Here is a 23794-nt window from a genome sequence, read left to right as displayed (position 1 = left end):
ACACGCGCGCGACGATGCCGGGCTGGTTGGAGCAATAGAGCGTCAGCAGGCAGGACAATGCGGTCGTCGAAAGCCCTGTTTGAAGCGGCGGTGATCTCGATCCAGTGGCGCAGGCCGGCATGCAGGCTGCGGAACACCGCGAGGTCGTAGGTGGGAGCGTCGTCGACCTGCCAGACGATCACGCCGATATGCGCGATCACGCTGGTCGCCGCCGATCCGGGGCCGGAGGCGTCGGCATGGCTGCCGCTCTGGTCCGTGACGGAGGCAAGGTCGGCGGCCCGGGTCTGCACCCCGTCAACGCAGTCGTGCAAGCCGATGTCAGGCGCAGCTCGACTGCCCGTTCCGGCGACGGCCGCTTTCTCAAGCCTTTCAAGGTGCTGCCCGGCTCCCTTTCAAGCGAAGCAGTGCCGCCGCGAACTCGGGAAGTTCGTCGTCTGCGGCCCCGTCGTTCTGCATGAAGGAGAGAGCGGCATCTCGGCTGAGTGCCGGGGCGATCTGGTAGCCTTGGATATAGTCGCACCCCATGATCCGCAGCAAAGCGAGCGTCTCGGGTTTGTCCACCCCCTCGGCCGTCACCTTCATGCCGAGCCCATGGGCGAGGTCGACAGTGGAGCGGACGATCAGCGGATCGCGGTGGCTGTTGGTCAGATCGCGGATGAAGCTCATGTCGATCTTAAGCTCGCTCGCCGGCATCTGGCGCAGGTAGGTGAGCGAGGACAGGCCGACGCCGTAGTCGTCGATCGCGATCGGCAGGCCCGCGTCGGCGAGGCGACGGAGGTTCGCGAGCGCGCGCTCGGGGGCGTCGATCACCGCCGTCTCGGTGACCTCGATACCGATGTTGGCCTGTGACGTGGCGATGGCTTCGATGATGGCGGTGGTGAAGGCATCGTCGCTGACCAGCAGCGCCGAAATGTTGACGAAGACGGTCTGGTCGAACGCGTTCGCGCGGAAGAAGGCGGCATCGCGACAGGCGTGGGCGAGGACGCGCATAGTCAGCGCCGGCATGTCGCCGCTCGCTTCCGCCAGCGGCACGAAGCGTCCCGGCGAGATCGCGCCCAGCAGCGGGTGATTCCAGCGGACCAGCGCTTCCAGGCTGACGATCCGGTTGGTCCGGGCGTCCATCTTGGGTTGGTAGTGAACCTCCAGCGCGTTGCCGGCGATCGCGGCGCGCAGGTCGGTGACCAGGGTCGCGTCGTCGAGGCCGGGCACAGCCATACGGTGCCGTTTCGCATGGCGAGCGGTGAACCCGGCGAAGCACAGCGCACCGGCGATCAGCAGAAGCTCGTCCAGTTGCCAGCGCAGCGGGGGCAACGACGTGCGCACGAGGTCCACCAGGCCCAGCTCGATGGCGGCCACCGTCAGGGCGAGCAGGCCGAGGCCGGCGCGCATGCCCAGGCGGACCGCCGCGACCATCAGAAGCCGAACTGCACCTGGCTGCCGAGCATCAGCCGAGGCGTGCCGACATCGCGATCGCGCAGCTCGCCGCGGCCGAAGAGGCCGATCCGGCCGCGCCCGGCCAGGAACGGCGCACTGTAGTGACCCTCGGCAACCAGCCGGCGCGGCTGGGTGCCGCCGACGTCGAACCGCCGGGTGACCATGCCCGTCTCGCCGGTCTGGCGATCGATCACCTGAAGCTCGGTCAGCTCGATCGCGCCGCCGGTGAAGCGCAGCGGCTGCGCGAGCGTGAGACGCAGGGCGTCCTGCCCCCCGAGCAGTCCCTGCTTGGCGACGCCGGCCTGGAAGGAGGCGCCGAAAACGCCTTCGTCCGACAGACGCAGCGAAGCGGCTTGATCGGGCGAGCTGCCGCGCGCGGCGGTGCCGGTGCCGAACAGCGTGAGGCCGCTGCCCAGCGCGGCATGCGCGCCCATGGTCAGTCCATGCGTCGTGGTGCCGCCCGCGAGGTCGTTGCCGACGATCGGGCGCACGCCGAGGAAGGCGTTCGGCTCGCGCAGGCTGGTGACAGAGGCGGACAGCCGCATCCATGCCGCCGGGCGATAGTCGAGGTGCACGGACGCGGCGCTGCTGCGATAGCGGTCACGCGGGCGGGGGGCATCAGGGTCGCCGACCACCAGGCCGTCGGCGATGTCGTAGCCCAGCGCACGCCGCTGCTGCGTGACGCCGGCGCGAACCGACAGCGCCGGCGTCAGGGCGACCACCGCCGCCATGTGCGCGCCGCCGCTGGCGAAGCCGAGCAGAGGATTGGCGCCGCCGCTATAGGGGTCGAAGTCCGAGGCGAGCGACAGGTCCGCCCCGCCGCCCAGCGCCACCGCGCCGTCGCCGCTGCCGAAGTTGAAGCCTAGCTTGCCCGACGGTGAGGCCATGCTGACGGTGGAGCGCAGCAGCGGGCGGCGGACCTGCGCGTCCCCTGAATAGCCGCCGATCACGCGCCCGCTCATCCGCATCGTCCAGCCGCCGCCCGCTTCCACCGTGCCGCCGCGGGCGCCATCGACGAAGCCAACCCGGTCCGCGGCGAAGTCGGCCGTGCCGCCGAGCCAGCTGACCATCCGATCGTAGACGAAGCTCTGGAAATATTCCTTGTTGCGAGTCTGGCCGTACAGGCGCGCCGACAGCGGGATCAGGAAATCCCGTTCCACCTGATCGAGCTTCTCGAACGCGGTGAAGTACATATCGTTGGTCGCCCAGCTCGCCTGGATGCCGCCACGGCGCAAAGTCGCGACCGGCAGCTCATTCTGGGATTTGCCGTCGTTGCTGGTGAGATAATATTTCAGCTTGCTGAAATCGAGCGGCGACATCGCCCCCTCGATGTCGAGCAGGCCGACGCCATAAACCGGGTCGATGCCCGGCGCGCCCAGGTCCTTGGCGGAACCCAGGATAACCATGGCGATGTCGCGCGGCTTTTCGCGCATCCACGGCCAGCGATCCTGGATCAGCGCCACCGCGCCCGCGACCAGCGGTGCGGCGAGCGACGTGCCCGACTGGCGCACCAGCCCGCCCTTGCCGTCCGACACCAGGATCAGTTCGCCCGGTGCGACGATGAAACGGTTCATCAGATAGCCGCTCTCCTTGAGCGAGCTGCTGCCCTTGCACTCAGTGCCGCCATCGGTGAGGCAGGCGGTGCCCGGCCGGTTCGAGAAGTCCGAGATGCCGCCGGGGCCCACCGAGCCGACGACGATGAAGGTGGTATCCAGCGCGCCCTTCATATCGACGATGCCGGTCTGGCTGACGCCGTCGTTTCCCGCGGCGATGATGTAGAGGGTCTTGTCCTTGTGGGTATTGATCTCCGACTTGGTGAAGATCTTCTGCCATTCCGGCGACAGCGCCGCGCCCGGCGCGCCCAGCGACAGGTTGATAACCGTGGCGCCCTTCTTGGCGACGGCCTGGATCCCGTCCGATACGTCGGACCAGTTGGCGCCGCCATTGGTGAACGGGTTGTAGGCGACAACTTTAGCGCCCGGTGCGATGCCCATCACGCCCTTGCCGTCGTGCGCGGCTACGACCAGGCTCAGCACGCCCTCGCCATGCCCGCCCGGCGACCCGCCCTTCTTGGTGAGGTCCTCGACCTTGACGATCACGTCGATGCTGTTGACGTTGTAGTCGTCAACCAGGCCCAGGGTGGACCCGGCGCCCGAGCCCATCGTCTGGGTGATCGCCGGCGTCCAGTTGATCGTCCGCATCCACCAGTCAACGTGATCGGTGCCGGAGAAGGCCATCAGCCCGTCGTACAGCTCGATGAAGAAGCGCGACTGCATGGCCGCGTCCAGCTGCGCCAGCGACGCCGGATCGTCGAGCGACACGCCGTATCGCGCCAGGAATGGATCGCGAAACCCTTCCTCGAAGGTGGACGCATCGGTCTGCTCCAGGACCGAACTCTTCCAGGTCGCCCGCGCGGTCTTGAACATCTCGGAGAGCTGGCCGCTTACCCAGCGGTAGTCGCGGGCCGACTCCCGGCCATACTCGCCGGCAGTGGACCAGACATCGGCAATCCGGGTCCACTGACGTCCCAGGCGACTCCAGAATGGTCCGATCTTGGCATAGCGCGGGCCGTCATCGGCGTTGACGAGCAGCGTGGGGTCAAGGTCGCCCCAGAAGGCGCGGACCTTGCCGTAGAACGGGTCCACATCCCCCCAGAACGCGCGCACTTTCCCGTAGAATGGGTTCACCTCGCCCCAGAAAGCGCGCACGTCCGCGGCGAACGGATCGACCTCCTGCGCGAGCGGACGAAGCGGCCCCTCGGCAGTTGCGGCGACTGCCGGCGCCGAAGCCGGCAGGGAAGGTGGAAAAGACGACGGAGCGACCGTCTGGGCGCACACTGCCGCAGGCATCGACGAGGCCAATGCCATCCCGCTTGCCGCCAACCAGCGACCCGCCTTCATCGAAACGCGCACATCTTGCCCCTGTTCTCAGTGAGCATGCCATGGCGGATCAAAGCTGACGCAATTGCTCAGCAGCATGCTTAATGCGGTGCAGGCCTCTGTAAGTAAGTGTTTCTGAAAGCACATCTTAAGCAAGATCGGCCAAGCCGTGCCGATGAGCCTGAGTCACCGGTCGCAGCTGGGTCGATCAGCATTGTTTGCGCTGCTGTTGATGCTGGCGCTCCCCGCCGTGGCGGCCCGGTCGTCGACGCTCGACCGCGCGCGAGAGGCGATGCTGGTCGATCCACGCCAGGTGATCCGGCTGGTGAACGCCGCGCGTGCCGAACTCGCTCGCGCAGCGGAGGGAGGGGCGCCGCTGGAGCGTGCCCGCGCCGACTGGCTGGAGGCCGAGGCTTGGGGTCGCCTGGGCGATCTGGACCGGGCGGCGCCGTTGAGCGCCCGCGCGCTTGCGGCCGCGCGGCGGCTCCAGCCCGGCGGCAAGCTTCATGGTGACATTCTGATGACCCAGGGTGCGATCGCGCTGGACCGCGGCGACGTGAAGCACGCCTTTGGTCTGTTCCGCCAGGCGCATGGCATCTTCCATCGCCTGGGGGAGACCCGGTCCGAGGCGATCGCGCTTCAGAACATCGGCTCGATCTACGGCGACGCCGGTGATCAGCGCAACGTGCTGCGCTATTATGCGCAGGCGGCCGAGGTGCATCCTGGTGACGCCGCCTTGGCGCAGGCCGCCGCCAACAATCTCGGCACCGCCTATCGCGAGTTGAAGGACCTGCCGCGCGCGGACGCCTCGTTTCGCAAGGCGCTGGCGCTCGCGCGGCAGCTGGGCAGCCCGGTGCTGGAGGCGCGCGCGCTCAACAACCTGGCCGCCGTGTCCCTGCTGCGGGGGCGAACGGGTGAGGCGCAGCGCTACGCTGACCAGGGCCTGCGGGTCGCCGCCGACCCGTCGGTACGCGAATGGGCGCCGTTCCTCTGGGGCGTGAAGGCGCAGATCGCGCTCGCCCGAGGCGATGTAACGCGGAGCGTGGCGCTGTTGGGGCGCACCTTTGCCGGCGCCAAGCTGGACCAGACGCCGATCTACTTCCGCGACTTCCATGCCAGCGCGGTGGACGCCTATCGCCGCGCCGGCCAGCCGGAGCTGGCGCTGCAGCACCTGCAGGCGCTCAAGCGACTGGATGACGAGGCGCGCGAGATTCGCTCCTCCACCAACGCGGCGCTCGCCGCCGCTCAGTTCGACTTCTCGAGCCAGGAACTGCGCATCGCTCGGCTGCGCGAAGGGCAGCTGGAACGCGACGTCGCTATCGAACGCGCGCGGGCGCGGCAGCAATGGCTGCTGCTCGCCGGTACGCTGCTGCTGCTGGCGATCGCCACCGCCGCCTTCCTGTGGGTGCGCCGCAGCCGCAACGAGACCCGCGTCGCCAACCGCCAGCTCGCGACCAGCAACGCCGCGCTCGACAAGGCGCTCAAGGCCAAGTCCGAGTTCCTGGCCACCACCAGCCACGAGATCAGGACGCCGCTCAACGGCATTCTCGGCATGACGCAGCTGCTGCTGCGCCGCCGCGCGCTGGAGGCCGAGGTGCAGGATCAGGTGCGCCTGATCGACAGCGCCGGCAACACCATGAAGGCGATTGTCGACGACATCCTGGACATGTCGCAGATCGAGCGCGGCGAGGTGCAGGTCGATCGCACGGTCGTGGCGCTTCCGGCACTGATGCGCGACGTGGCGGAACTGTGGCGCCCTGCGGCGTTCGCCAAGGGGCTGGACTTTAACGTCGATCTTGCCGACGCCCCGGCGCTGATCGAGGAGGACGAGCGCAAGCTGCGCCAGATCGGTTTCAATCTCCTGTCCAACGCGGTGAAGTTCACGCCGGCCGGGTGCGTGGCGCTGCGGGTCTCGACGCAAGGCGAGCGGCTGCTCATTTGTGTGAAGGACACCGGCATCGGCATCCATGCCGACCAGCACGAGGCAATCTTCGAGGCGTTCCGCCAGGCGGATGGCAGCACCTCGCGCCGGTTCGGCGGCACCGGGCTGGGGCTGGCCATCTCGTCCAGGCTCGCGGCGGCGCTCGGCGGCGAGATCACGGTGGAAAGTGCAGCCGGCGAGGGGAGCGTCTTCACGCTGTCGCTGCCGCTCCGCCTTGCGGCTTCGGCGGCGACGGCGGACGCGTCGCCCGGCCCGCAGCCTGTGCGGATCCTCGTGGTCGAGCCCAACCCGTTGTTCGCGAGCATGATCGAGGCCTGCCTGGGGGATGCGTTCCGTGTGGAGGTGATCGACACGGTCGATGAGGCGCAAGGCGCTGCCGCGCTTGTCCTGCTGCCCGACGGCGCGGACCGGGCGATGGTGGAGGAAGCCCGTCGCACGGCGCCGCATGCGCGCATCGTCGTGCTGGGCGCGCCCGGGGCGGACGCCGGCGCGGACGGCGCGGTCGCGCGCCAATTTCCGCCGCTGCACCTGCCCGCCGCCATTGAGGAAGTGCTCCGCCGGACGGACGCTGCCATCCCCGTGGCGGCGTAAGTATTTGTTTGTGCTTCAACGGTAGCGGTCGATCAACAAGCGAGGCCAGGCATGCGCGTGCTATTCATCGAAGACGACGCCATGAACCGGCGGGTGGTGCGCGACATGCTCCAGGTCGTCGGCGCCGAGATGGCCGAGGCGGAGGACGGCGCCGCCGGGCTTGCCGCGGTCGATGGCGGCGCGTTCGACCTGCTGCTCGTTGACCTGCGCATGCCCGGCATGGATGGCCTCACCGCGATCTCGCGCATCCGGGCGCGGGCCGACGCAAAGGCCGGGGTGCCGATCATCGTCGTCACCGCCGACACGGCAGCGGACTTGCGTGAGTCTTGCCTGGGTGCGGGGGCCGACGACGTGATCCTGAAGCCGGTTGCCATGAAGCAGCTCTTCACGGCTATGGGCCGGGTCATGGTGGGGGCCGGCCGCCGCAACGACTCAAGCTGCGCGGCATAGGACCATTTTCCGGTTCGACGGCAATGCCTCGGCCAGCAAGGGCGCGGTCGCCGTCTTCGGGGCGACAGCTTCGCGAAAACCTGCGCGATGGCGGCGAGCCTGGCCTGGGGGGCGGGCTGGGGCATCGATCACTTGCCGGCTCGCTACCTTGAAGTTGCGCGCCCTTTGTGCATATCCTTGGCAAGGAGTGCACCCATGCTTGCCGCTTTTCTGGACGACATTCGGGACCGCGACATGATCGCACCGCGGCGGTTGGCGGAGCGTCTGCGCCTGCCCATGTCCCGTCTGGCCAAGATCGCGCACGTCAACCGCAACACCATGACGGCCAAGCCGGAGAGCCCGGCGGTGCAGACTAAGCTCGGCGAGATCGCGCGGATCATCGCACGCGCCGCCGACCTGTCAGGCGATGAAGGCAAAGCGATCATCTGGTTCAAGCACCAGCCAATCACCGGCTTCGGGAAGACTGCCGAGCAGCTGGTCGAGGAGGGGCACGGCGATGCCGTGCTCTGGGCGCTTGAGGGGATGGAACAGGGTGCCTACTCCTGACGGCGGCAACGGTACCGCGCTGGCGCGCCTAGTCTCCTGCCATGACTGATCACCGTCTCGCACCACTCACCGGGCGCTTCTGGCGTATGCTCGGCATCCGCTGGCAACACCGGCCGTTCGAGAGCGGATCGCATCGCACGGGTGGGCGCTGGAATCCGGTGGGCACGCCGGCGCTCTACCTGTCGGCGGACTACAACACGGCCATTGCCGAAATGCACCAGGACATCGTCCGGCCGGGCACGCTGGTCGCCTTTGATGTCGAGGCGGACGCCGTTGCGGATCTCACCGGTGCCGATCCTGCGATTGCCGGATGCCTTTGGCGAGACCTCTATGCCGTCCAGAGGGTCACACCGCCAGCCTGGACGCTGGCGCTCGAGCTGATCGCCGCCGGCGCAGCGGGGGCGGTCGTTCCGTCTGCGCAGCTTCGCGGCGGTCGCAACCTCGTTTTGTGGCGCTGGCATGAGGCCGGACAGGAAGGCAGCGGCGCCGCGTTGACGCTGCTCGATCCCGAGGCGGTGCTGACTGGACGCGACCGGAACTGACGTAACCGCCAGACAGGAGGCGTCCGTACCAGACTTCCTTCCCGGAGTGCCCGAGCCACGGTCTCGCGTGACATCGCAGCGGTCCGGCAGCCGCTGAATTGGGCTTGGAAGCACAACATGATCGCCTCCGCGCCCTTCGTGCCCGACGTCCGAATGACAAGAAAAGCGAGCCGCCCGACCTTGTCTACACGGTCGAGCAGGTCGCGGCGCTGCTCGAGGCGGTGTGGTCGCGCGAGGATCGCCACCACATCCACGTGTTCGATGATGTTGAGCACGAACGCGGGGGTCGAGGCGGTGCTCGAACTCGACAAGGACGTGCAGTTCGCGACGGGCGCATCTACTTCAATGCCCCCAGGGCGGCAGCAGACGAAGAAGCGGCGCTCGATCGTCCCGATCTGCCCCACGCTCGCACCGTGGCTCGACCTCTCCACAGGTCCGGCAGTACAATGGGCCAGCGTGTCTTAGACCCGACCGCCGGCGCGGCGCGGCTGGTGCTGACGCCCGTCAACGGGATGGAAGCGTTCTGGGCCGACGTCGGTCGCCACACCGATGTGCACCTGCGATACCAGCGCGATACCAAGATCATCGATCTGGCGACCGCGCGACGCGCGACCAGCCAGAAAGTCCAGCGAGATCAGAGCGTTGAGATGGTGCCGCCTACAGGACTCGAACCTGTGACCCCCGCATTACGAATGCGATGCTCTACCAGCTGAGCTAAGGCGGCCTCGCGCCCCGGGGCGCGCTTTCGAGGCGGGGCGCTTATCAGGGCGTCCGACTGTTGGCAAGCGGCGCTTGCGGACCGGGGCTTTACGCGGCGTTTACCACGGGGGGCGCACAAGGATGCGGAACGGCATCTCGCCCGGGGACAGGCATGAACATCGCGCGCAGCATCGGCGAGCATCGGCACGACCAGCACGGCACCGGCGACAGCGGCATCACCGACGCCGGGCTGGCGCTGGGCGGCGACGAGCGGCGCATGCACGTGCGCGCGTACAACCATTGGGTGTCGTTGTTGAAGGGGCGAGCTTACCCGTCGATCGAGGATCTCGATCCCGCCGGCATCGCGGATTTCGGGCCCAACAGCGTGCTGCTGGACTTCACGCAAGGTGTGGACGATCCGTCCATCCCCTATATCGGCCGGGCACTGCGCGAGGAATGCGGCATCGGCCATAGCGTGACGCACGTCGCCGAGGTGCCGGCGCGCTCGCTGTTGTCGCGGCTGACCGATCACTACCTCCAGATCATCGCCAATCGCGCGCCGATCGGGTTCGAGGCGGAGTTCGTGGGCACCCGCGGGTCGACCACCCTGTATCGCGGCATCCTGATGCCCTTCTCGTCCAACGACGAATCGATCGATTTCATCTATGGCGTGATCAACTGGAAGGAAGTGGCCGACCCGCAAACGCAGGTCCGGCTGGCAGCCGAGCTTGAGGCGGCGGTGCGCAGCGCGCCGCACGCGACGGCGCCCAGCGCGCCAGTGTGGGCGGATGGCCCCAGTCTGGAGGAACAGGCGCCGGAGGGCCTCGCCGATCACCTCGCGGTTGCTCGCGACTGTGCGGCGGCGGCGGCAAACGCGGATCTGCGCAGCCGCGCCGCGCTGTACGAGGCGCTCGGGCGGGCCCATGATTTCGCGATTGCCGCCAGCGCGGACGCGCAGGGTCTGGCCGAACTGCTCGAGGATGCCGGTATCGCGGCCCAGGCGCGTGCGCCCCTGACGCCGATCGTCAAGCTCGTCTTCGGATCGCACTACGATAAGACGCGGCTGGCCGAGTTCGCGGCGGTGCTGGGACATGCGGCACGGTCGGGCATTCGAGCTGGCGGGCTTGCGGATCACCTGCGCGGCGCCGAAGGCGGCATCAAGGGCATCGTGGCGGCCGAGCGCGCGCGCCGCGCCGATGGGCGGAAGCGTCCGCTGCGTCCGGTTGCGGCGGTGGCGCAGCGCGAGACCATCGCCGAGGTGGCGCTGCCTGGTTCGCACGCGGCGGGCAGCGTCGTGGTGCTGGTGGCGCGGGGCACCGCCGATGGTCGGCTTGAGATCGTCGGCGCGACGGAGGACAGTCGCGTCGTGCTCGCGGCCGCCCGGGCATTGACCCAGTAACGCCCGAAGGCGGGGCTTGAGGGCGCCTGCGGGCGGGCGTAGGGCCGCCGGCATGGCGAAGCACACGAAGCTGCTGGACGCGCTCGCCGTTCGGCTGACCAAGGGCGCGCTTCCGGCGGAGCTGGAGGGGTTCGGAGAGGCGGAACAGCGGGAGGCGACCGCCTTCCTGCTGGCAACGGCAGACCGGCGGCAGCCCGGCACGGTTGCGCTGGCGCTGGAGCCGCTGGCCAGTGCCGAGGGGCGCCGCCGCGTGCGGCTCGCCATCGTCAATGACGACATGCCCTTCCTGGTCGATTCGATCGCGGCAACGCTGTCGGCCAACAATGTCGCCATCGACCGGATCATCCACCCGGTCGCGCGGGTCTCGCGCTCGGTTACCGGCGAGCTGGCGGCGATCGGCGACGAGGGGCATCGCGAATCGCTGATCTACATCGAGGCCGAGCGCGTCGATGCGCGCGAACGGCGCGAACTGCTTCAGCAGATCGAGGCGAGCCTGATCGATGTCCGTGCCGCGACCGGCGACTGGCCGCGGCTCCAGGACGCGATGGCGGCAGACGCCGCGGCGCTGGGCGCGACCGAGGGCGCCGGGCTGCTGACCTGGTTCTTGGATCGCAAGTTCACGCTGCTCGGCCATTTCACCACTGACCGTGTTGGGGCGGTACAGGAGCGGCTGGGCATCGCGCGCAACGAGCATGCGGTGCCGATCCTTGCGCGGGGATCGTTGGAAGCGGCGGTGCGCTGGTTTGAGGAGGGGGGGCGGGCGCCTTTGCTGCTCAAATCCAACCTGATTTCCGCCGTGCACCGCGCGGTGCCGCTGGACATCGTGATCGTGCCCAAGGTGGACGGCGAGTCGATCTTGGGCCTTTCCGTTCATGCCGGGCTGTGGACCAGCGCCGCGCTCAACGAGGCGCCCGAGGAGGTGCCGGTGCTGCGCCAGCGGCTGGCCGCTTTCCAGGAGAAATTCGGCTTCGATCCCCACGGGCATACCGGCAAGGCGCTGACCCATGCCATGGCGTCGCTGCCGCATGACCTGGCGACTGCGTTCGACAGCGATGCGCTGGAGGCGCTGGTGCTCACCGCCATGTCGCTGGCGGACCGGCCGCGGCCCAAGCTGGCGGTGGTCCGCTCGCCGCTCAGGCGCCACCTGTTCGCTTTCGTCTGGCTGCCGCGCGAGGAGCTGACCACGGCACGGCGCGTGGCGATCGGCGACATGCTGTCCGAGGCGGCGACCGGGGCGGTGCTCAGCTGGTCGATCGCGCTGGAGGACGGCGACGTGGCGCTGATCCGCTACGTGATCGACACGCGCGGGATGACCGGCGAGGTCGATATCGCGTCGCTCGACCGGCGGCTGGAGCGTATGGTGCGCGGCTGGGCACCCAGCGTCGAGGCGGCGCTGGCCGAGGCGATCCCCGGCCAGCGTGCGGCGCGGCTGGCGCTGACCTGGGCGAATGCCTTCCCGATCGGATATCGCAACGCCAATCCGCCCGAGGAGGCGGCCGAGGACATCCGCCGCATCGCCGCGCTCGATGGGCCCGATGCCCGATCGGTGCGGCTGTTCCCGCCGCGTGCGGGCGAGCCGCTCCAGTTCAAGATCTACCGACTGGCGGCGCCGCTGGCGCTGTCGGACGTGGTGCCCGTGCTGGAGAATTTCGGTTTCCGCGTGATCAGCGAGATTCCCACGGCGGTGCGCGGCGAGCAGATCGCCTATCTCCACCGGTTCGAGGTGGAGGCGTCCGCGCGGGCGGGCGAGATCGATGCGGCGGTGCTGGAGGCGGCGATCACCGCCGTGCTCCAGGGCGGTGCCGAGAACGACGCGTTCAACGGGCTGATCGTCGCACTGGGCCTGTCGCCGGCATCGGTGATGCTGCTGCGCGCCTGGTTCCGCTACCTGCGTCAGGCCGGGCTGACCTATGGCATGAACGCGGTGGTGGATACGTTCCGCCGTGCGCCGGAGGTGGCGAGCGCGCTGGTCAGCCGGTTCGAGGCCGCGCACGGCCCCGCCGCGGACCCCAAGGCCGCGGCCGACGCGGATGCCCGGATCGAGGCGGCGCTCGACGCGATCTCGGCGGTGGACGACGATCGCATCCTGCGCGCCTATCATGCCGTGATCGGCGCGACGCTGCGCACCAACGCCTTCGCACCCGCCGGGCGGGAGGCGCTGGCCTTCAAGCTGGACAGTGCCCGCATCCCCGGCCTGCCCAAGCCGCTGCCGTGGCGCGAGGTGTGGGTCTATTCGGCGCGGATCGAGGGCGTGCACCTGCGTGCTGGCCCGGTCGCGCGCGGCGGGCTGCGCTGGTCGGACCGGCGCGACGACTTCCGCACCGAGATCCTGGGCCTGATGAAGGCGCAGAGGGTGAAGAATGCGGTGATCGTGCCGACGGGCGCGAAAGGCGGCTTCTATCCCAAGCAACTGCCCAGCCCCGCGAACCGCGACGCCTGGCTGGCGGAAGGCACCGAGTCCTACCGCATCTTCATCCGCGCGCTGCTGTCGATCACCGACAACATCGTCGGCGGCAAGGTCGTCCATCCCCAAGGCGTGCGCGTGCCGGACGGCGATGACCCCTATTTCGTCGTCGCCGCCGACAAGGGCACCGCGACGTTCAGCGACGTTGCCAATGCGCTGGCGATCGAGCGCGACTTCTGGCTGGGCGACGCCTTCGCCAGCGGCGGCAGCCAGGGATACGACCACAAGGCGATGGGCATCACCGCCAAGGGCGCGTGGATCAGCGTCCAGCGCCACTTCGCCGAGCGCGGGCGCGACGTGCAGACCGAGCCGGTCAGCGTGGTGGGCTGCGGCGATATGTCGGGCGACGTGTTCGGCAACGGCATGCTGCTGTCGCAGACCATCGAGCTCGCCGCCGCCTTCGACCACCGCCACATCTTCCTCGACCCGAACCCCGATGCCTCGCGCGGCTGGGCGGAACGCGCGCGCCTGTTCGCGCTGCCGCGATCGAGCTGGGCGGACTATGATCCCGCGCTGATCTCCGAGGGCGGCGGCGTCTGGCCGCGCTCGGCCAAGATCGTGCCGCTCTCGCCGCAGGTGCGCGAACGGCTGGGCATCGACGCGGAGGAACTGGAGCCGGCAGCGCTGATCTCGGCGATCCTGAAGGCGCCGGTGGACCTGATCTGGTTCGGCGGCATCGGCACCTATGTAAAGGCGCGCGCCGAGAACAACGCCACCGTCGGCGATCCCGCCAACGATCGCCTGCGCGTCGATGCGGAGGACCTGCGCGCCATCGCGGTGGGCGAGGGCGCCAACCTTGGCGTCACCCAGGCGGGGCGGATCGCCTTTGCCGAGCGCGGCGGGCGGATCAACACCGATGCGATCGACAATTCGGCGGGCGTCGACTGTTCGGACAATGAGGTGAACATCAAGATCGCGCTCAACGCCGAGGTCACCGATCGCCGCCTCTCGTCCGACGACCGCAACGCGCTGCTCGGCGCGATGACCGACGAGGTCGCGCGGCTGGTGCTGGAGGACAACCGGCTCCAGACGCTGGCGCTGTCGATCGCCGAGCGCGACGGCGCGCCGGCGGTGCCCGGCTATGTTCGCGCGATCGAGATCTTCGAGACGGCGGGCCGGCTCGACCGCCGGGTCGAGGGGCTGGCCGGCAACGAGGAGCTGCTGCGCCGCGGTGTCGAGGGCGGCGGGCTGACCCGGCCCGAACTGGCGGTGCTGCTCGCCACTGCCAAGCTCGCGCTTCAGGACGCGATCGAGGACGCGCCGCTCGCCACCGACGATGCGATGCTGCCGGACCTGCGCGCCGCCTTCCCGGCCGAGATGCAGGCGCGCTTCGGCAAGGCGATCGACCGGCACCAGTTGCGTGGCCAGATCGTGGCCACCAAGCTCGCCAACCGCATCGTCAACCGGCTGGGCATCCTCCACCCGTACGAGCTCGCCGAGGAGGAGGGCGCCGCGCTGGCCGACATTGCCGCGATGTTCGTGGTGGTGGAGCGGCTGTTCGACTTGCCGGGCCTGTGGCGCGACATCGAGACGCAGCCGATGCCGGAGGAGGCGCGGCTGGCGCTGTTCGAGGAGGTGGCGGTCGCCGTCCGCGCGCAGATAGCGGACCTGCTGCGCGTCACTGCGCCAGGCACCGGCCCGGCCGCGGTGCTCAAGCGGATCGGCGACGCGATCGCCGCGCTCGACCGCCAGACGCCCGACCTGCTGCTGGAGGAAGCGCGCGCGCAGAGCGCCCGCATCACCGAGACGCTGTCGGCGGCGGGCGCTCCGCCCGCGTTGGTGGCGCGTGTCGTCCGCTTGTTCGAGCTCGACGGCGCGGTCGGCCTCGCCGATCTCGGCGAGCGCGAGCGGATCGACGTGTTCGCGCTGACCCGCGCGTTCACCCGCTTGGGCCAGGCGCTGGGGCTCGACTGGGCGCAGGCGAGCGCGGCGCGGCTGGCGCCGAGCGACCCATGGGAGCGGCTGCTGATTGCCGGCCTCGCCCGCGATTTCCAGCAGCTGCGGCTCGACTTCCTCGGCCGCGAGGGGCGCCATGCCTCGCAGGAGCGGGTGGACGCTTGGCTGGAGGCGCAGGCGCCGCGGGTGGCGCAATTCCGGGCGGTGATCGACCGTGCCCGTCGCGCGCCGGCGCCGAGCGCGCCGATGCTGGCACAGATCGCGGGTCAGGCGCGGGTTCTGCTGGGACGGTAGGGAGCCCGGTCCGCGTTCAACCGAAAGGGCGAGCGCGGCGCGCCGCTCGGGCCGATGCGGGTCAGCGCGGCGACGTGCCGGCGGTCCGTGCCTGGTCTCCGGCCACCTCGAACGGCGACGCCGCATTGGCCTTCGGATCGTAGTAGCGATCGATGCGATTGCGGAGGCGGTTCTGCACCCGGTTGGCGATCCGGCTCTCGATCCGTTTGAGCGGTGCGGTGTCGATTGAGGTTTCGTTGCCGGTTTGACGCTCGCCGACCGTTCCGTTGCCGCGCTCTGCGATCGTGCCGGGCTTGGCGATCTGTCCGTACCCACTGGTGGGCATGGCGACCCCGGTGATCCCCGCGATGACGAGTCTTGCCAATGATCCGCCCATGATGCTCGGCTCCTTCACTCAGTCGGCGCCAGCCGCACGTGATCGATCTGGCCGGTGACGCCGGTGATCTCGTCCGACGGACGGGCAACCAGCGCCAGCGTCTGCATCGGGCAGCCCCGCGGTACCGTCAGGCGACCATGGAACACGCCCTTCGCGATCGCCGAGTTCGGAACCACCACCCGGCCGAACTCTCGACCGTCGCGGCAGGAAAGCACCCAATAAGGGAGCGCTCGCGGCGCCTGCTCGATACCACGGCTACGCCCTTCCAGCCGGTAGGTCCCTGGCGGCAGCAATTGTATCTGCCTCAACAGAACGCCTCCAGATGTCGGCGGCACACCAAAGTCGGCGACGCCGTCCCGCGCGGACACGGCGATGCCGGCGTCATCCACCGGTATCCAGTCGAGGACCGAGGGCGTCTCCAGATTTGCGGAGAAGTCCGCGTCACGGGATCGACGACGATCGGCGTTGGGTCGCAGCGACGCATAATAGCGCCAGCCCTCGTCGATGCGCCCGCCGAGGATGAGATTATTCACGACGCCGGTCTGCGCAGTGGCAGAAAGCGGAACCCGCGCCCTTGCCAGAGCCTGCAACAGCGCCGCGACGCTGAGCGGATCGGAGGTACTGCCCGCGGCATGCGCGATAAAGCCGGACGCCCAGACCGGCCTGCGGGCTAGGATCGGGACGAGCGACCGTCGCACGGTCGGCTCGGACAAGGCGCCGGTCAGCACGGGAAACAGGATGTCCGGCGCCCCCTTCGACGTCGTGAGCGCTATGTCGTAGTGGCGCAGCGCGGCCGGTATGTCGTTCCGGGCGACGGCATCCTCGATCGCCCAGAGCTGCGTCTGGATCTCGCGCCGCGATAGGGTTTGCGCATAGGCGAAGAGGCGCCTTGCCTCCTTCGTCCGTCCCCGAACCTGCGCCTGTAGGCCGAGCGTCGCGACTGCCTCTACCGCCGTCGGATCTTGATGCAGGGCGCGGCGGGCGAGCCGGGTGGCCGCGGCCTGGGAGGAGGCGTCTTGGCCTTCGACGAAGCGCCTCTCAGCCAGCAACGCCGTGATCCGCCCATCATGCGGCGCCAGACCATGCGCCTGCGCCGGATTGTTCCGCCGTGCCGTCAGGGCGAGCGCGTGGCGCACGCCGGCGTAGCCGATCGCCGCCAGCAGCACCGCCAGCCCAAGCCGGATCACCCATTCAGCAGGACGGCGCCGCGCAAGGAGGCCCTTTTGCGCCATGGGCCGTCAGGCGGCGTCGCGACCATAGCCATAGCCATATTCATAGCCGTGGCCGTGATGCGCCTTGCGCGACTCGAACTTGGTCAGCACCCCGCCGATCACCCGCGCATGCGCGCTGGCGAGACGGTTCAGCGCGGTCTTCACCAGGGTGGAGCGAATGCCGTGCGATTCAACGGCATAGATCACGCCATCGACGCGGCTCGCGATCAGGGGCGCATCGGCGAGCCCCATCACCGGCGGCGAATCGATCACGACGTGGTCGTAGGTCTGCAGAAGGCGCTCGATCAAGGTTGACAGGCGATTGCCGGTGAGGAGCTCGGCCGCATTGGGTGGGATCGGGCCCGCCGACATCGCGGTGAAGCCCAGATCGGGCATCTCGAAGGTCAGCGTCTCCAGGTCGTCCTGGCCGGACAGGAAGGTGCTGAGCCCGCGATCATGATCGACACCGCCGAGATGGTGGACCGAAGGGGAGCGCATGTCGCCGTCGACCAGGATCACCCGCCGGTGCGCGCGCGCAAGGGTGGTGGCGAGCGCAAGAGCAGTCGTGGACTTGCCTTCGGCAGGTCGTGTCGATGTCACCGCCAGCGAGCGCGGCACACCCTGCTCTGTCGTGAAGGCGAGGTTCGCCTGCACCGCCAGATAGGCGTCGACCAGATCGGACTTGCGATCCTTGAGCGCATCCATCGGCGTGCGGTCACGCACCTTGGGAACCGATCCCAGCAGCGGCAGACCGACGCGCCGCTCGATCTCGGTCGGGTCCGCGATCGCCTCGTCAACCTGCTCGAAAGCATAGGCGAGAATGCTGCCCAGCGCGAGACCCGCGAGAAGCGAGATCGCAAGGTTCAGCAGAATACGCGGGCTGGACGGGCGCTGCGGCACATCCGCGGGATCGACGATCGAGATGTTGTTTACGCCGACGCCGCCGGCAACGCCGATCTCCTTGTAGCGCTGGAGCAGACCGTCATAGAGGGCCCGGTTGGTGTCCACTTCCTGCTGGTAGATATTGTACTGAATCGAGCGGCGACGGAGATCCAGATAGCTGGACTTCAGCTGTCCGACCTTCGCCTTCAATGCACGTTCCCGCTCTACCGCTTCTCGGAAGTCCGCCTGCAACGAACCGGAAACCCGACCTTCCTCACGCGCGATCGATCGGTCGAGCTCATCGACCTGGGACTGGATCGCCTGCGCCGCGGGGTAGCCGGGTTCAAAGCGCACCATCAGCTGTCGATATTCAGCGGCGAGCTCCGCCCGGCGCTGACGCAAGCTGTTGATCGCTTGGTTGCGCAGCGCCTCGGTCGAGGCACCGGCACGCCCGGCCTGTTCGAACCGCGCCTGCGCCTGAATGCGATCCGCCGTCGCTTGCGACAATGCCGTGTTCAACGTGGCGAGATCATCCGCCACGATCGAGCGCTCCGATCCCGCGCGACCATCGGCGCCGGACTGCGAAGGCAGGTTGATGATGCCCTGTGCCGACGCATAGCCGACAAGCTGGCGCTGCGATTCGTCCAGACGCTCCTTGTATTCGGCGAGCTGGCGCTGAAGCAGGTCACGTCCGTACGACGTTGCCTGTATCTTCCGCTCCAGGTTCGTCTGAATGAAGTTTTCAGCCCAGGCGTTGGCGACCTTCGCGGAGAATTCCGCGCTTGGGCTGGTGAAGTTGAGGTCAACCAGCCGGGACAAGCGCGTGGGATCGACCGCGAGGCGCTTGCGGAGGATTTCGCCCGCCAGCCGCTGGCGCACGGTGCGTCCGGACGCGGGGAACCGGCCGTTCGTCTGCTGGAGCGCCGGTTGGCTATCCGTAACGCCGAACATCTCGAAGAACTTCGGATCATCGATCAGGCGAAGCTGGGCCGCGACCCGCTCGGACAGGCTTCGTGACTGGAGCAGCCCGTATTGCGTCTGGTAGAATTCCTGATCGGCGATGCTGGCGTCGCGCTCCACTCCCTGGAAATTGCTGACGTTATCGGACTCGCGTGAGATCTCGATTGTTGCGGTCGCGGTATACTTGGGCGTCATCAACAGGGTTGCGACGAGACCAAGCAACAAACAGCCGATCGTCATGCCGAGGATCAGGTAACGCCAGCGCAGCGCGATGCGCAGGTGTTGACGCAGCGCCGGAACCGGTTCCCCTCCGAGATCGGCGGGGTTTCCGGATGACGCGGGTATGGCAAGTCTGGCGCGCATCGGAGAAGTGGTCAGGTTCATTGTGCGGCTTTACTGCAGAAACGCGATGAGCGGCGCCGCCAGGAGCGGAGACAGGGACACGAAATCACGGAACAGGCGACGTTGCGGCGAGTCGCCTACGACGATCACGTCATTGGCATAGATGGCCGGGTCGGCATAAGCGCCACGGCGGATCGCGTCCATATTGTACAGGCCTGCCATCTTGCGACCGTCAACGGTGCGCAGGATGACGATATCGTCGGCACGGGCGAACTCGGACAGGCCCTTGGCTGAAGCGACCGCACGCATCAGCGTCATCTGGTTGGTGACGGGGTAGAGTCCGGGCTCGACGACCTGACCATCAATGGTGACGACCTGACTGACCGAACTCTTGATGTTGATGGTCACTTCCGGGTTGCGGACGTACCGCCCCCGGAGAGCGGCCTCGATCAGCCGAGCCAATTCTTCGGCCGCCTTGCCGCGTGCGTCTATGGTCCCGACCAGCGGCATGGAGATGCGTCCGCTGGCATCGACCTGCATCTCGCGGCTCAGCTCGGGAACATTGAAGACATCGATTTGAATCGTATCCAGCGGACCGATCAGCGAAGGACGATCGGCAGCGGTCAGATCGGTGCGATTGGGTGGAGGCAGAGTTGCCTCGTCGCGCACCACAGTGAGGCGCGCGGTCGATTCGAGCCGCGGCCTCCCGCCGCAACCGGATAATGCGGCGGCGATCATCATGGCGCCACAGATTTTACGCATGTGCTTGAATGGGTCCCGCATTCTTGAAGGAGACTGAGGCGTCGCTATAGATGCTGCCCCGTTGAGGGTAAAGCCGCGCCCCGGCGTTGGGCAGGCTGCCGCTCCCGCACCTCGGCGAGCCAGGATGCGGCAATCACCACGACCGCCATCATCATCGGCGTACGTGCCGGATAGTCGAAGGCGCTGGCCAGCATGATCAGGAACAGCATGCTCGATCCCAGCCTGGGTATGAGCTTGCCGCTCCGCCACGCCCCAACGCTCGCCCACAGCCACCATCCCACCGCCGCGGCGAGTAGCGCCAGTCCGGGCAAGCCGGCGTCCAGCACCACCTCCAGCCAGTCGTTATGCGCATGGTTGAAGTAGGTCGGCTTCAGCAACGCGAACGGCTCGTGCATGCGGAAGATCGGATCGAACCCGCCCAGGCCCGACCCAAAGGGAAAATACTCGATCACCATCGCCAGCACGGTCGGGAGCGCCCGGCTGCGCATGTCGCCTTCGATGTCGACGGCCAGGGCGCGATCCACCGAGACCGCGCGATCGGCGACGATGCTGGCCACCACGAAGATCAGCAGGAGTGCCACCGCCCCTGCGGCCAGCGCCGGCGCAAGCCACGTCGGCTGGCGCTTGAGGCTGCGCCGGACCTCTCCGGCCACGATCGAGATACCGAGCGCAATGCCAAGTGCGCCCAGCACGGTGCCCGCGCGCGAGCCGCTCGCCAGGATCACCAGCGCGAACAGCAGCACCAGACCGGCCGCAAGGAGGTAGCGCCACCGGGTTCCCCGGCTCGCCCGTACCGCCCACACCGGAGCGGCCAGGCAACCGAGCGCTAGGTAGAGCGCGAAGTGGTTCCGGTTCGCAAAGGTCCCGCCGACGTATCCGATCGTCTCGTTGATGAGCGGATTGTCGAAGCGGGCACCCGAGACCTGAAGCAGTCCGACCAGCATCGATGCGGCGATGCAGCCGAGGAGGAACCCGGGCAGCAACCGGCGCCCCCTGGAGTCGAGGCCCGCCATGAAGACGAACGTCGCGAGGGGCACGATCAGCGCGAATGTGGCGTTGAGCGCCGCCCCAGGAACGATCGCCAGCGGCCTCCAGGGTTGCGGCTGCCCGCTCAGTGTCGCGGCGGGCAGGAAGTCGGCGTGCCCGGGCAAGGACGGCCACAGGGAAGGCGGCAGTGGCACCTGCTGGATCAGCGCCAGCCCGATCGCCGCGGCAAGGAGCCAGGCGACGGGTCGGAGGTGACCGAGCACCGGGCGTTCGCCCATCAGCACGGCGATGATCAGGAGCGCCACGGTCGCGCCGCGCACCACCGGCTGGCCCAGCACGTCCGGCCGGGACGCTCCGCCCGCCAGCCACAGCACGATCAGCAGCATGGCCAGCAGAACGGAGGACAGGTCCGGGCGAAATGACCAGGACGGCAATCGATGGTAGGCGCGGGAACCGGGCATGGTCCCCGCGCCTACACGATCGATCCGCGGGGCGGAACCTGGCCCGAGAGGCTGGCCAAGCCCCGCGGCGGTTCGTACACGCCGCGCCCATGGACCTGCTGGCTTCCCGCGGCACTGCCATCCCGCTCGTCGTGCACGGGCATCCGCGCGCGGTTCCGGCATGACGGTCAGCCGGCGCGCGATGCTGGGCGGCGGCGGGGCGGTGGTCGCATCGGCGTCCATTGCCCAGGCGCTCCGTACGATCGGCATGCCTGCTTCACCGCCCGCTGCGCCGTCGGCGAATGCCGTGTCGGTGCGCGACTTCGGCGCCGTCGGCGACGGCCGGACCGACGATCGCGCCGCGGTCCAGCGCGCCTATGACGCGCTGGCCGATGAGCGGGGTGGGCGGCTCTACTTTCCTCCGGGCCGCTTCCGCGTGGCGCTGACGCTGACGTCCCGCGCGGTGCAGCTTTGCGGGGCGGGTGCGAGCAGCAGCATCCTTGTGCCCGCATCCGCCGACACCCCCGCCGTCACCGCATTGTACCGCAATGGCGAGATCGCGCCGGTGTCGATCACGGACCTGGGCTTTCGCGGCGAGGGAAAGTCGCGGGTGCTGTTCTCGGCAGGTGGCGCGGAATATGTCGATAACGCCGAATATTCCGGCGGCACCCACTTCGCCCGCTGCGGCTTCTCGGGCGCGGAGCGCTGCATCGAGCGGCGGTTCGGGTCCATCGACCTCCAAATCGATCAGTGCCAGTTCACCCAGGCCGACTATCACATCCACGTCACCACCGGCGGCTCGGAGCAGGGAGCGGATCCGATGCACGGCGGGTGCATCGTCCTGCGTCGAAGCTGGCTGAGCGCCTTTTCCAAGGCGATGCTCTACGTCGACAGTCCGGTGGACGGCAGCGGCCAGATCGTCCTCGAACAGAATGTGGTCGAGAATGGCAGCGGCTTCGTGCACGTCTTTCGCCGCTTCCGCGGATCGCGCGCGCCCGGCATCGTAATCCGGGATCAGTGGAACGAGCGGACGGCCGAAGGCAAGGATGTCGATGTGGAAGGCGTCCGCCACGCATCCGCGGCCTTCCTGCATGCCGAGCAGGTCACCCCCACGATCCTGATCGAGAACACGCCGGTAGGAGGGGTGACCCTGCGCGGCGCCTCCGTGGCGACGCGCGGCTGCGACCTGAGCGATTTCCGCCTCGACGGCGATTCTACCGCCAGCGCGACGCACGAACTTGCCACGGCGCTGGTCGGCACGGTGGCCGGACGGACGCGCTCGATCGCGGCTCCAATCCAGGCCGATCCGCTCCAGATGCCGTGGTACCAGGTGGCGCTGCCGCGGTCGCGGTCGCTCGCCTTCGCCGATCGGGTGCTCTTCGCGCAGGATGGCGCGGGACCGCCGGGGCTCACCGGATCGCGCGCCGAGGGTGGACGCATCGTTGATGGCGACGCGGCGCTGCCGGGCAGTGCCCGGTCGATGGAGGTCACTCTGCGCTCGGGCGATCGGCTGTTCCCGCCGCCTGGCCGCGACATACCCGCCAACCACTGGCTGGTGGCGCTGCTGATCTACCGTGCCACCGCGGGTGAAGCGATGGTGCAGGTCAATGGCAGCCGCGGCATGTCCGGCGGCGCCAGGCTGGCGTCTGCGCGATGGGATGCGGTGGTGGGGCTGTGCCGTCCTGTCCCCTCCGCCGTCGCGGGGAACTCGCTGCATCTCACCAGCGATCGCGGCGCAACCCTGCGGCTGGGCGGGATGGCCCTGCTGGCGTTCCCTGCCTTGGCGCAGGCGCTCGATTTCGCCAACGCGTCGCTCTTTCCCGGCGGTCCCAACGCGGCCTGACGGAGAGCGGTCAAAAGACCTCGTTGCGGTGACGATCCAGTTCTTCGATCGTCCGCCGGTTCACCGCATCGCGGTCCCGATCGATCAGCCAGCCCCATTTGGCGAAGTACCGCGCCAGATTGGTGATCATGAGGCGCAGCAGGTGCGGCTTCATCGACACCCGCGAGCGATAATCATGGATGATCGTCATCGCGGGCACGAACATTGTGCGTGCTCGTGCATGCAGGCGCCGCGAAAGATCGACATCCTCGCCATAGAGGAAGAACCGCTCGTCAAAGCCGCCGATCGCCTCCAGGGCCTCCCGCCGAGCGAGCATGAAACAGCCGGACAGGAAGGGGAACTGGGCCGGATGATCGTAGCCCCAATCGCGGAACTCGTAGCGCCGATTGCGCCGCTCGGTGGCGGCGGCGCCGGGCCGGAACTGCCGGCCGAGCAGGTCGGCGGGCGTCGGCAGCAACCGGCACAGGGTCTGAAGGCGGCCATCCGGATAGACCACCCGCGGCGCCGCCAGCGCGACATCCGGGTGGGCATCAAGGTAGGCGACCATCCGGTCCAATCCGGCACCGTCGAAGACGAGATCGGTGTTGAGGATCAGGAAATGGCGGGACCAGCCGGCCGATGCGTAAAGCGCCCGGTTGTTGCCTGCGCCATAGCCCAGGTTCCGCCCCGGCCGCAGCACGGAAACGCGGTCCGGATCGAAGGCCGGCAGATCGAGCGGGGTGGGGCTGTTGTCGACGAAGAACAGGTGGGTGCGCAGGCGGCTCTGCCCGAACTGATCGACCATGCGCACGACTTCGCTGACCGGAGTGCGAAACAGCACGCAGCTTCCGACCAGATCGTAGTGCGGTGACGACG

15 protein-coding genes, 1 tRNA gene and 1 pseudogene are annotated in these 23794 nt (G+C 68.5%); 7 read left to right on the top strand and 10 right to left on the bottom strand.

Annotated features, from left to right (window positions below; genetic code table 11):
* From ACFDTH_RS11130 to ACFDTH_RS11120, 3 genes and pseudogenes are all read right to left on the bottom strand, one after another.
* A pseudogene (locus ACFDTH_RS11130) lies at positions 1-290 on the bottom strand (hypothetical protein); the annotation flags it as partial.
* A 79-nt stretch (positions 291-369) separates the two neighbouring features.
* Complete coding sequence (locus ACFDTH_RS11125; protein WP_375287593.1) at positions 370-1413, bottom strand: EAL domain-containing protein; 1044 nt, start codon at positions 1411-1413, stop codon at positions 370-372.
* Entirely contained in the window at positions 1413-4142 is a 2730-nt protein-coding gene (locus ACFDTH_RS11120; RefSeq protein ID WP_375287592.1) for a S8 family serine peptidase, read from the bottom strand. Before ACFDTH_RS11120 ends, ACFDTH_RS11125 begins: the two co-directional genes overlap by 1 nt.
* Before the next feature lie 403 nt (positions 4143-4545).
* Here ACFDTH_RS11120 and ACFDTH_RS11115 point away from each other — a divergent pair, with 403 nt between their 5' ends.
* From ACFDTH_RS11115 to ACFDTH_RS11100, 4 genes are all read left to right on the top strand, one after another.
* Entirely contained in the window at positions 4546-6846 is a 2301-nt protein-coding gene (locus tag ACFDTH_RS11115; RefSeq protein WP_375287591.1) for an ATP-binding protein, read from the top strand.
* 51 nt (positions 6847-6897) lie between these two features.
* Complete coding sequence (locus ACFDTH_RS11110) at positions 6898-7296, top strand: response regulator (protein ID WP_375287590.1); 399 nt, start codon at positions 6898-6900, stop codon at positions 7294-7296.
* A gap of 234 nt (positions 7297-7530) precedes the next feature.
* Positions 7531-7842 carry a hypothetical protein gene (locus ACFDTH_RS11105; RefSeq protein WP_375287589.1) on the top strand — a complete coding sequence of 104 codons (312 nt, stop codon included), beginning with the start codon at positions 7531-7533 and terminating at the stop codon, positions 7840-7842.
* A gap of 86 nt (positions 7843-7928) precedes the next feature.
* The gene (locus ACFDTH_RS11100; RefSeq protein ID WP_375287588.1) at positions 7929-8384 is read left to right on the top strand and encodes an RES family NAD+ phosphorylase; all 456 of its coding nucleotides are present in this window, start codon (positions 7929-7931) and stop codon (positions 8382-8384) included.
* A 648-nt stretch (positions 8385-9032) separates the two neighbouring features.
* Here the strand turns inward: ACFDTH_RS11100 and ACFDTH_RS11095 are convergent.
* Positions 9033-9108: transfer RNA gene (locus ACFDTH_RS11095), tRNA-Thr, on the bottom strand.
* A 147-nt stretch (positions 9109-9255) separates the two neighbouring features.
* Between ACFDTH_RS11095 and ACFDTH_RS11090 the strand changes: the two genes are divergently transcribed.
* Complete coding sequence (locus ACFDTH_RS11090) at positions 9256-10482, top strand: hypothetical protein (RefSeq protein WP_375287587.1); 1227 nt, start codon at positions 9256-9258, stop codon at positions 10480-10482.
* A gap of 52 nt (positions 10483-10534) precedes the next feature.
* Complete coding sequence (locus ACFDTH_RS11085) at positions 10535-15136, top strand: NAD-glutamate dehydrogenase (protein ID WP_375287586.1); 4602 nt, start codon at positions 10535-10537, stop codon at positions 15134-15136.
* Positions 15137-15197: 61 nt separating this feature from the next.
* Here the strand turns inward: ACFDTH_RS11085 and ACFDTH_RS11080 are convergent, their stop codons facing one another.
* From ACFDTH_RS11080 to ACFDTH_RS11060, 5 genes are all read right to left on the bottom strand, one after another.
* Positions 15198-15530, bottom strand: coding sequence for a hypothetical protein (locus ACFDTH_RS11080; RefSeq protein WP_375287585.1), 333 nt, complete (start codon positions 15528-15530; stop codon positions 15198-15200).
* Positions 15527-16744 carry a hypothetical protein gene (locus ACFDTH_RS11075; RefSeq protein WP_375287584.1) on the bottom strand — a complete coding sequence of 406 codons (1218 nt, stop codon included), beginning with the start codon at positions 16742-16744 and terminating at the stop codon, positions 15527-15529. The genes ACFDTH_RS11080 and ACFDTH_RS11075 overlap by 4 nt, the downstream gene beginning before the upstream one ends.
* Before the next feature lie 6 nt (positions 16745-16750).
* Positions 16751-18928, bottom strand: a complete 2178-nt coding sequence (locus ACFDTH_RS11070; protein ID WP_375287583.1) for a GumC family protein — start codon at positions 18926-18928, stop codon at positions 16751-16753.
* Positions 18929-18958: 30 nt separating this feature from the next.
* Positions 18959-19648 (bottom strand): polysaccharide biosynthesis/export family protein, encoded by a 690-nt coding sequence (locus tag ACFDTH_RS11065; protein ID WP_375287582.1) that lies wholly within the window; start codon positions 19646-19648, stop codon positions 18959-18961.
* Between the two features lie 65 nt (positions 19649-19713).
* Positions 19714-21042, bottom strand: a complete 1329-nt coding sequence (locus tag ACFDTH_RS11060; protein WP_375287581.1) for an O-antigen ligase family protein — start codon at positions 21040-21042, stop codon at positions 19714-19716.
* A 235-nt stretch (positions 21043-21277) separates the two neighbouring features.
* Here ACFDTH_RS11060 and ACFDTH_RS11055 point away from each other — a divergent pair, with 235 nt between their 5' ends.
* Positions 21278-22939 (top strand): glycosyl hydrolase family 28-related protein, encoded by a 1662-nt coding sequence (locus tag ACFDTH_RS11055; RefSeq protein WP_375287580.1) that lies wholly within the window; start codon positions 21278-21280, stop codon positions 22937-22939.
* Between the two features lie 10 nt (positions 22940-22949).
* On the opposite strand, the gene ACFDTH_RS11050 is transcribed toward ACFDTH_RS11055, so the two are convergent.
* Positions 22950-23794 (bottom strand): glycosyltransferase (locus ACFDTH_RS11050; RefSeq protein WP_375287579.1); only part of this gene is annotated, 845 nt, incomplete at its 5' end.

The sequence above is a fragment of the Sphingomonas sp. genome (genome assembly GCF_042096255.1).
Taxonomy (GTDB): domain Bacteria; phylum Pseudomonadota; class Alphaproteobacteria; order Sphingomonadales; family Sphingomonadaceae; genus Sphingomonas.
The sequence above is the reverse complement of the archived record's forward strand: the minus strand, read 5'-3'. Positions and strand labels throughout refer to the sequence as shown.

Excerpts from the sequence above, each read along its gene's own strand:
- ACFDTH_RS11125 (WP_375287593.1), bottom strand. The coding sequence starts at position 1,413 with ATGGTCGCGGCGGTCCGCCTGGGCATGCGCGCCGGCCTCGGCCTGCTC.
- ACFDTH_RS11115 (WP_375287591.1), top strand. The coding sequence starts at position 4,546 with ATGCTGGCGCTCCCCGCCGTGGCGGCCCGGTCGTCGACGCTCGACCGC.
- ACFDTH_RS11110 (WP_375287590.1), top strand. The coding sequence starts at position 6,898 with ATGCGCGTGCTATTCATCGAAGACGACGCCATGAACCGGCGGGTGGTG.
- ACFDTH_RS11105 (WP_375287589.1), top strand. The coding sequence starts at position 7,531 with ATGATCGCACCGCGGCGGTTGGCGGAGCGTCTGCGCCTGCCCATGTCC.
- ACFDTH_RS11100 (WP_375287588.1), top strand. The coding sequence starts at position 7,929 with ATGCTCGGCATCCGCTGGCAACACCGGCCGTTCGAGAGCGGATCGCAT.
- ACFDTH_RS11090 (WP_375287587.1), top strand. The coding sequence starts at position 9,256 with ATGAACATCGCGCGCAGCATCGGCGAGCATCGGCACGACCAGCACGGC.
- ACFDTH_RS11085 (WP_375287586.1), top strand. The coding sequence starts at position 10,535 with ATGGCGAAGCACACGAAGCTGCTGGACGCGCTCGCCGTTCGGCTGACC.
- ACFDTH_RS11075 (WP_375287584.1), bottom strand. The coding sequence starts at position 16,744 with ATGGCGCAAAAGGGCCTCCTTGCGCGGCGCCGTCCTGCTGAATGGGTG.
- ACFDTH_RS11070 (WP_375287583.1), bottom strand. The coding sequence starts at position 18,928 with ATGCGCGCCAGACTTGCCATACCCGCGTCATCCGGAAACCCCGCCGAT.
- ACFDTH_RS11065 (WP_375287582.1), bottom strand. The coding sequence starts at position 19,648 with ATGATGATCGCCGCCGCATTATCCGGTTGCGGCGGGAGGCCGCGGCTC.
- ACFDTH_RS11060 (WP_375287581.1), bottom strand. The coding sequence starts at position 21,042 with ATGCTGCTGATCGTGCTGTGGCTGGCGGGCGGAGCGTCCCGGCCGGAC.
- ACFDTH_RS11055 (WP_375287580.1), top strand. The coding sequence starts at position 21,278 with ATGACGGTCAGCCGGCGCGCGATGCTGGGCGGCGGCGGGGCGGTGGTC.